This is a genomic window from Castellaniella sp., from assembly GCF_034007085.1.
In the GTDB taxonomy this organism is placed as follows: domain Bacteria; phylum Pseudomonadota; class Gammaproteobacteria; order Burkholderiales; family Burkholderiaceae_B; genus Castellaniella.
This window is the reverse complement of sequence record NZ_JAVERO010000102.1, coordinates 1-8,045: the sequence shown is the minus strand read 5'-3', so window position 1 is coordinate 8,045 and position 8,045 is coordinate 1. Positions and strand designations below refer to the sequence as shown.

The window sequence follows — 8,045 nt, the reverse complement described above, 5'->3', positions numbered from 1 at the left end:
GTCCGGCTGCGCGCCAGCGTGCAAGGCATACAGTACGGCGGCATAGAAAAACGGCAATCCTTCGAACAGATTCGCCTGCGCGGCGTTGGCGCGCGCGCGCCAACCCTGCTGCGCGGCCAGCCAGGATCGCGGATTGTCATTGTCGAACCGGCGCCCGCCGGCCTTGGCCGCCAGCGCGGCCCCGTAGGGCAGCACGGCAGCTGCCACCATCAATCCCTGGATCCAACTCATTTCGACCTCGCATGAATGTGTGACTCGATGGGCGCATTATGCCGACATGCCGGCATCCCGTCCCAGCCATCCCCTCCTTGGCACCATCCGCTCATCCTGCCTGATTCGATCCAGAACCCCCAAACGACAAAAAAATTCATGTACAATGGTTGGCTTTGGTGATGACGTGTTTTGCGACATCATCCGATAGGTCAGGCGCTTTCGCATTGATCATTGCCGGCTTAGCTCAGTTGGTAGAGCAGCTCATTCGTAATGAGAAGGTCGGGGGTTCGACTCCTCTAGCCGGCACCAGGATTCAAGCGGCTTTGCAGATTTTTTGCAAAGCCGCTTTTTCTTTGTCCGGTGTCATTTCGGACCAAGAAACCGCTACAGCATATCGCGCATGACCCGCTTGTTCAGCTTGCCCACGCTGGTGCGCGGCAGGCTGTCCACGAACCGGACCTGATCGGGCACGGCAAAACGCGACAGAGCGCCCGCATCGACCGCCGCCTGGACATGGGCGCGAATGGCCTGTTCGTCAACGCTCTGGCCCGGTTTGAGCACCACCAGCGGCAAGGGCCGCTCGCCCCAGCGGACGTCCGGCACGGCCACCACGGCCACCTCCGTCACGGCCGGATGACGGGAAATCACGTCTTCCAGTGCCAGCGACGATACCCATTCCCCACCTGTCTTGATGACGTCCTTGAGACGATCCGTGACCGTCAGCATGCCCCGCGCATCCAGTGTCCCGATATCGCCCGTGTGCAGCCAGCCGCCCCGCCACAGGGATTCGGACGCCCCGGGCCGGCCCAGGTAACCCTGGGTCAGCCATGGTGCACGCACGACGATCTCACCGACACTGACACCATCGCTGGGCACATCCTGCAGATCATCATCCACCACACGCAACTGCACCAGCGGCAGTGCGTAACCGGTGCGCGTGCGATCGCGCAACTGGGCTTCCGGGTCCGCATCCCCGCCGCGCAGCTGCGCCAGCGTCAGGATCGGGCAGGTCTCGGACATGCCATAGCCGGTAAACACGTCGATGCCGCGATCCAACGCCGCCCGCGCCAGCCCCTGTGGCAACGCCGATCCTCCGATGATGAGCTTGCAGGCCGACAGGTCCGTGCCTGCGGCATCGGGATGGTTCAACAACATGTGCAGAATAGTGGGCACGCAATGCGAAAACGTCACGCCTTCTTCCCGGATCAGGCGCAACAGGGTATCCGGCAGGTAGCGCCCGGGATAGACCTGCCGCAGGCCCAGCAGGGTCGCCACGTAGGGCAGCCCCCAGGCATGCACATGAAACATGGGCGTCATCGGCATATAGACATCGTCACGATGCAGGCGGCCTTGCGCCACTGGACTGCCCAGTGCTGCAGACGCTGCCAGTGTGTGCAAAACCAGTTGGCGATGGCTGAAATGCACGCCCTTGGGGTCGCCCGTGGTGCCCGTCGTATAAAAGGTGGTCGCCCGCGTGCCCTCGTCCAGGTCCGGAAAATCGAACTCCGGCTGCGCGCGCGCCAGCAGGGCCTCGTATTCGCCATGCGTTCCGGCCTGTCCGCCATCGGCCGAGTCGGTCAGCGACACAATCCGCTGCACGGTCCGCAAGCGATCCCGGATGGTGGCCAGAATCGGTACGAAATCGTCGTGGATCAACAAGATGCCGGCTTCGGCATCATTCAGGGTATAGGCGATCTGGTCCGGCGACAGGCGCACATTGACCGTCTGCAGCACGGCACCCATCATGGGTACGGCGAAAAATGCCTCCAGATAGCGATGACTGTCCCAATCCATGACGGCCACGGTATCGCCTGGCCGGACGCCCAGGTCGGTCAACGCTCGCGCCAACTGCGACACACGATCGAAAAAATCAGGGTAGCGGAAACGGCGCCCCTGATAGACGATCTCGCGATCACTGGCCGTCGCCCGGGACGACAGGAAGATCTGCTTGATCAACAAGGGGTAGCCATACGCCGAGGATGCCGCCAGAGGTTCAATTGCCATGACATGATCTCCTGTTGGATAAAAGGCATGCCTTCTTATACCCCGGCCCGGCGTTTGAAATCCGCTAACATGAACGTCTCCGCCCCGGATGGATCCCATCCCCATGGGCCGCCGTCCACTCCATCGGACGGACACCAGACATCGACTGCCACATGCCGACCGAACCTTTCGTTCCCGTGATCGAATCCCTGCTGGATACCGATCTGTACAAATTCACGATGTGGCAAGCCATGCTGCACCATCACCCGGCCGCGCAGGCTGAATACCGATTCATCTGCCGAGAACGCCCCGAACATCCCCTGTCCGAACTGGCACCAGCCGTCGAACAGCAGCTCGATCACTTGTGCACCCTGCACTTCCAGCCCGCAGAACTCGATTACCTGCGCAGGCTGCGCTACATCAAATCCGATTTTGTCGATTTTCTGTCGCTGTTTCATTTCCAGCGTCATTTCATCCAGGTCTCGACCCGGGACGACACGCTGGAGATCGTGGCACGCGGACCGCAAGTCCATGTGACGGCCTTCGAAACCTTTGTCCTGTCCATCGTCAACGAACTGTATTTCCGGCGCTATCAAACGCCCGACGTGTTGGCGGAAGGCCGCCGGCGGCTGACGGACAAGATCATCCTGTTGCAGGATTTCAGCCGTGAACCGGCGCGGCGCTTTCCCCTGCTGCTTTCGGATTTCGGCCTGCGGCGGCGATTTTCACGCCCCTGGCAAGCAGAAGTGCTGGATCGGCTGCGTCAGGCCGTGCCGCAGTACATGACCGGGACGTCGAACGTCGATCTGGCCCGGCAATACGATCTGACCCCGGTGGGCACCATGGCGCATGAATACCTGCAGTCCTACCAGGCATTCGGCAAAGTCAGGCTGCGGGATTTCCAGCGCGCCGCCCTGGAGGACTGGGTCCAGGAATACCGCGGCGACCTGGGCATCGCGCTGACCGATGTGGTGGGCATGGACGCCTTTCTGGCGGATTTCGACTTGTATTTCGCCAAGCTGTTCGACGGGCTGCGCCACGATTCCGGCGACCCGATCGCCTGGGGCGAGCGGGCGATCGCCCACTACCAATCACTGCGCATCGATCCGGCCAGCAAGCGGTTCGTCTTTTCGGACAGCCTGGATCTGCCGCGCGCACTGGCCCTGTATCGCCACTTCGCCGATCGGGTGCAGCCAGCCTTCGGCATCGGCACCAACCTGACCAACGACCTGGGCCCCAGGCCGTTGAACATGGTCATGAAATTGACTCAGTGCAATGGCATGCCAACCGCCAAGCTGCCCGACAGCCCCGGCAAGACCCATTGCACTGACGAAACCTTTCTGGCCTATCTGCGTCAGGTCTTCAACCGTCCTGGCTGAGGTCCTTGCACCGGGATTCAGGCCCCAGATTCGAGGCAGATCAAAATCCCTAAGCCGTGCCGCCGACCGTCAGGCCATCGATGCGCAGGGTCGGCATGCCGACCCCGACCGGCACGCTCTGGCCTTCCTTGCCGCACGTGCCCACCCCCGAATCCAAGGCCAGATCGTCGCCGATCATGGCGATGCGCCCCATGGCCTCGGGGCCGCTGCCAATCAGGGTGGCCCCCTTGACCGGATAAGTGACCCGGCCATTCTCGATCAGATAGGCCTCGGACGCCGAGAACACGAATTTGCCGCTGGTGATGTCCACCTGGCCGCCGCCGAAATTGACGGCATACAGGCCTCGATCCACCGAGGCGATGATGTCCTTGGGGTCATCGCGCCCGGCCAGCATGTAGGTATTGGTCATGCGCGGCATGGGCAAATGCGCATAGGATTCGCGCCGCCCATTGCCGGTGGACGCCTGATTCATCAAGCGCCCATTCATGGAATCCTGCATGTAGCCGCGCAAAATGCCATCTTCGATCAGGACGTTGCATTGCGTGGGATGGCCTTCGTCGTCGACGTTCAGCGAACCGCGCCGATCCGCCAGCGTGCCGTCATCCACCACCGTGACCCCGCGCGAGGCGACACGTTCGCCGATACGCCCGGAAAACACGCTGGAGCCCTTGCGATTGAAATCGCCTTCCAGCCCGTGGCCCACCGCCTCGTGCAGCAGAATGCCAGGCCAGCCGGATCCCAGCACCACGGTCATCTGCCCGGCCGGTGCGGGACGCGCCTCGAGATTGACGCGCGCCTCGTGCACCGCCCGGTCCACATAGCCGCGCAACACTTCATCGGTGAAATAGGCCAACCCGGTACGCCCGCCTCCGCCACCGTGGCCCATTTCCCGCCGCCCCTTGCGTTCTGCGATGACGGTCAGGGACAGACGCACCAGGGGGCGCACGTCGGCCACCAGGCGGCCATCGCTGCCCGCCACCAGAATGACGTCATATTCGGCGGCCAGGCCGGCCATGACCTGGATGATTTCCGGGTCGGCCGCGCGGGCCATGCGTTCGACCCGTTCCAGCAGCGCCACCTTGTCCGGGGCGGACAGCGAATCCACCGGATTGATGGCAGCATACAGCTGGTGCGGCGTGTCGATGCCGCCATCGACACGGCACCTGCCCGCCCCCTGGCGCGCAATGGTACGCACCGCCCGGGCCGAAGACATCAGGGCCTGCGGCGACAGGCTGTCGGAATAGGCAAACGCGGTTTTCTCACCGCTGACTGCCCTGACCCCCACCCCCTGGTCGATGGAAAAACTGCCGGTCTTGACGATGCCTTCTTCCAGGCTCCAGCCCTCGGAGCAGCTATATTGGAAATACAGATCGGCATAATCGACGCGATGGCTGTGGATATCGGACAGTGCCCGCGCCAAATGGGATTCATCCAGCCCCCAGGGATCCAGCAGCAACGCCCGGGCGGTATTCAGGGCATCTACGCCCGGTTCAACAAGTTTCATCTGACACCATTCATCCATCAATATTCGTGCCGCACCCAGGCATCCTGGCGTTTGACCCCAGGACCCGATGGCGCAACGCGGGCAATGAGGCCCGCACCGTCTCCAGACGGTCCGCATCCAGCCTGCCTGCAACCATTCCGGGGCCTTCGGGCAAGCAATCCAGGATTTCCCCCCAGGGATCGATCAGCATCGAATGCCCCCAGGTGCGCCGGCCATTGGCATGCACGCCGCCCTGGGCACTGGCCAGTACGTAGCACTGGTTTTCGATGGCCCGCGCACGCAACAGGACTTCCCAGTGTACTGAACCCGTGGTCCAGGTAAAAGCGGCAGGCAGCACCATCAACCGCACATCGCCCTGCGCCCGGAAGAATTCAGGAAATCGCAAATCGTAGCAAATTCCCAGCGCCGTGCGCCCGAACGGTGTATCAAAGACCTGGGGAGGGTCATCCCCGGGACGAATGGCCCGGGATTCATCATAGGATTCCTGTCCGCGCTGAAAACTGAACAAGTGAATCTTGTCGTAACGGGCGCTGACCCGCCCCTCGGGATCGTAAACCAGGCATGTGTTATAAACCCGGCCTGCGTCCGGGCTGCGCAGGGGCAGCGTGCCGCCGACCAGCCAAATACCGTGACGCCGGGCCTGATCCGAAAGAAACGACTGGATCGGCCCGTTTCCGGGGGGCTCGGCAAGCGGCAACTTGTCCGCATCGTGTTTCCCCATGAAGCAGAAATATTCCGGCAACGCCACCAGTGCCGCTCCCGAGGCGACCGCTTTTTCTATTTCCTGTTCGGCCTGAATCAGATTATCTGCCACTGTCATTCCAGACACCATCTGCACGGCCGCAACCTGCATCGAACGGTCCTGATTGTTCATGCATGCTCCCGATTATCAAATACGCATCATGTCGTGCTGTCGCCACACGTCAAAATAACCGCCATTTCACATGACCCCATAAACCAGTTTAAAATCATCGTCTGGATTCGCGTCTCTCTCAATAAACACGTATATGAATCCGGACGATCACTCAAAACCAAACGGAGCCATGGATGACCCGTACCAGCTATAACACCGAAAAATCCCGCCTTGAAAAAGAAATGGCCAAGATCCAGAAAAAAATCCAGGCGCTGCAAGCCAAGGAACGCAAGCCCAAGATCGTCGAAATCGTGCGCACGATGCGTCAATACGACATCAGCCCTGAAGAAATCGCCACGGCATTCAATCGCAAGGCAGGCGGCCGGGCGTCCCCTGCGGCCCGCAAGACAACTGCGGCCGCAAAACGCGTGATCGCCCCCAAATATCGCCACCCGGAAACCCAGGCCACCTGGACGGGGCGCGGCAAGGCCCCGCGCTGGATCACCGACGCCGAAGCCGCCGGCACCCCGCGCAGCACTTTCCTGATTGCCACCGAAACCGCCTGAGCGGATTCATTCCACAGGATACCGCACCTCGATGACCTGGCCATTGCGTCCAGGGAACCGGTCGAACAGGGCGCGCGCCAAATAAGGCATGGCCGCGCCCAACTGGTTCTGACGACTGGAAGCCACCGCCGTGGCGCGATAGACTTCGCGCCCCTGCTGTGTCCGATCGAGGATCCGAACGGACAGCGTCAGGCGATACACATCGACTGCAACAGTCTGAATCGCCGGCCCCATTCCCCACGCCCAGCGGGGATGCCGAAAACCGAAATAGGGTCCGTAAAACCCTGGGTACAGGTAAGGATCGACGAATTCCTGGCGCCATTCACGTTCGAGCGGGCTGTCGTATTCCATATGCACCGTGAAACGCGCCGCATCGGCTGACCGGGCCTCTACCAGACCGGTCGGCCCCAATGCCGCACGTACCGTATCGGCATACGTCTGAAACTGCAGATTATTGCGCTGGGCCTCATTGGCCTCGATCCAATAGGTCGCCCCCTGAGTATTGTCCGGCCACTGCTGATAGCGCGTGACCTGGGCAGAAAACACCGATGCGCACCCCCCCAGCATCACCGCCAGGCATAAGCTGGAAAACCATCGGCCCCATCTGCGGGCTTTTGCCACTGTTGCCATTGTCATACCGCCTTTGCTGCGTACAGCACCCAGATTCCAGAAACCCGTCTCCGGGCCCATCTCCCCCCAATGATAGGCGCAGCAGCGTTTCTCGAACAGCCGGACGTTGCACTCCGATACAGCCCGCCCAAAGACCGCTTGCACCAGTGGGCCGACTACAATGGAGCCGCACAAAACGTTTTTCGGAAACAGACTCATGCGCACGGATTCCGCCTCCACCATTTTCCGCCAGGACTACACCCCCTATCCCTACCGGCTGCCCCAGGTCCGGCTGGAATTCGATCTGGCGGCGGAATCCACCCAGGTGCGCTCTGAACTGCGGTTCGAACCCGCCCCCGGCACAGCGCCTGGCACCCCGCTGGTACTACAAGGCGAAGACCTGGAACTGATCGACATCCGTCTCGATGGCCGCCCGCTGGCTGCCACCGAATATCAGCTGACCGACGGCAGTCTTCAGCTGATCCCGCCCAAACACGGCAAACCCTTCACCCTTCATGTCGTCAGCCTGTGCCACCCAGCCGCCAACACCAAATTGATGGGCCTGTACGTCTCGGGCGACAAGCTGTTCACCCAGTGCGAGGCCGAAGGCTTTCGCCGTATAACCTGGTTTCCGGACCGGCCCGATGTGATGGCGCGCTTCGAGGTGCTGTTGCGCGCCGACCCGACTGCCTATCCACTGCTGCTGTCCAACGGCAACCTGATCGAACAGACCACCTTGCCGGACGGCCGCCATCAAGCCCTGTGGCGCGACCCCCACCCCAAGCCCTGCTATCTGTTCGCCCTGGTGGCCGGCGATTTCGACTGCATCGAACGTACCGAAACCACGCGCAGCGGCCGCGAAGTCCTGCTGCAGGTCTACAGCGACAGGGGCTGCCGCGAGCAGACACGCTGGGCGCTGGACTGCCTGGCAAACGCGA

At 61.8% G+C, this 8,045-nt stretch carries 7 protein-coding genes, 1 tRNA gene and 1 pseudogene; 4 read left to right on the top strand and 5 right to left on the bottom strand.

Annotated elements, in window-relative coordinates; all coding sequences use genetic code 11:
* On the bottom strand, positions 1 to 231 hold a 231-nt coding region (locus tag RBR29_RS09095; protein WP_320348742.1), incomplete at its 3' end, for an MAPEG family protein.
* Between the two features lie 215 nt (positions 232 to 446).
* Between RBR29_RS09095 and RBR29_RS09090 the strand changes: the two genes are divergently transcribed.
* Positions 447 to 522, top strand: a tRNA-Thr gene (locus tag RBR29_RS09090).
* Between the two features lie 75 nt (positions 523 to 597).
* Here RBR29_RS09090 and RBR29_RS09085 read toward each other — a convergent pair.
* Positions 598 to 2,217 (bottom strand): fatty acid--CoA ligase, encoded by a 1,620-nt coding sequence (locus tag RBR29_RS09085; RefSeq protein WP_320348740.1) that lies wholly within the window; start codon positions 2,215 to 2,217, stop codon positions 598 to 600.
* Between the two features lie 152 nt (positions 2,218 to 2,369).
* Here RBR29_RS09085 and pncB point away from each other — a divergent pair, with 152 nt between their 5' ends.
* Positions 2,370 to 3,575, top strand: coding sequence for a nicotinate phosphoribosyltransferase (pncB, locus tag RBR29_RS09080; protein ID WP_320348739.1), 1,206 nt, complete (start codon positions 2,370 to 2,372; stop codon positions 3,573 to 3,575).
* Positions 3,576 to 3,624: 49 nt separating this feature from the next.
* On the opposite strand, the gene tldD is transcribed toward pncB, so the two are convergent.
* Both tldD and RBR29_RS09070 read right to left on the bottom strand, forming a co-directional pair.
* Positions 3,625 to 5,079, bottom strand: a complete 1,455-nt coding sequence (tldD, locus tag RBR29_RS09075) for a metalloprotease TldD (protein ID WP_320348738.1) — start codon at positions 5,077 to 5,079, stop codon at positions 3,625 to 3,627.
* A 10-nt stretch (positions 5,080 to 5,089) separates the two neighbouring features.
* Positions 5,090 to 5,953, bottom strand: coding sequence for a carbon-nitrogen hydrolase family protein (locus RBR29_RS09070; protein ID WP_320348737.1), 864 nt, complete (start codon positions 5,951 to 5,953; stop codon positions 5,090 to 5,092).
* A gap of 173 nt (positions 5,954 to 6,126) precedes the next feature.
* Between RBR29_RS09070 and RBR29_RS09065 the strand changes: the two genes are divergently transcribed.
* Positions 6,127 to 6,498, top strand: a complete 372-nt coding sequence (locus RBR29_RS09065) for an H-NS histone family protein (RefSeq protein WP_320348736.1) — start codon at positions 6,127 to 6,129, stop codon at positions 6,496 to 6,498.
* A gap of 6 nt (positions 6,499 to 6,504) precedes the next feature.
* Here RBR29_RS09065 and RBR29_RS09060 read toward each other — a convergent pair whose 3' ends face one another.
* Entirely contained in the window at positions 6,505 to 7,326 is an 822-nt protein-coding gene (locus RBR29_RS09060; protein ID WP_320348734.1) for a DUF4136 domain-containing protein, read from the bottom strand.
* Here RBR29_RS09060 and RBR29_RS09055 point away from each other — a divergent pair.
* Positions 7,325 to 8,045: pseudogene (locus RBR29_RS09055) on the top strand (aminopeptidase N); the annotation flags it as partial. The gene RBR29_RS09060 and the pseudogene RBR29_RS09055 sit on opposite strands and share 2 nt — an antisense overlap.

Excerpts from the sequence above, each read along its gene's own strand:
- RBR29_RS09085 (WP_320348740.1), bottom strand. The coding sequence starts at position 2,217 with ATGGCAATTGAACCTCTGGCGGCATCCTCGGCGTATGGCTACCCCTTG.
- pncB (WP_320348739.1), top strand. The coding sequence starts at position 2,370 with ATGCCGACCGAACCTTTCGTTCCCGTGATCGAATCCCTGCTGGATACC.
- tldD (WP_320348738.1), bottom strand. The coding sequence starts at position 5,079 with ATGAAACTTGTTGAACCGGGCGTAGATGCCCTGAATACCGCCCGGGCG.
- RBR29_RS09070 (WP_320348737.1), bottom strand. The coding sequence starts at position 5,953 with ATGAACAATCAGGACCGTTCGATGCAGGTTGCGGCCGTGCAGATGGTG.
- RBR29_RS09065 (WP_320348736.1), top strand. The coding sequence starts at position 6,127 with ATGACCCGTACCAGCTATAACACCGAAAAATCCCGCCTTGAAAAAGAA.
- RBR29_RS09060 (WP_320348734.1), bottom strand. The coding sequence starts at position 7,326 with ATGAGTCTGTTTCCGAAAAACGTTTTGTGCGGCTCCATTGTAGTCGGC.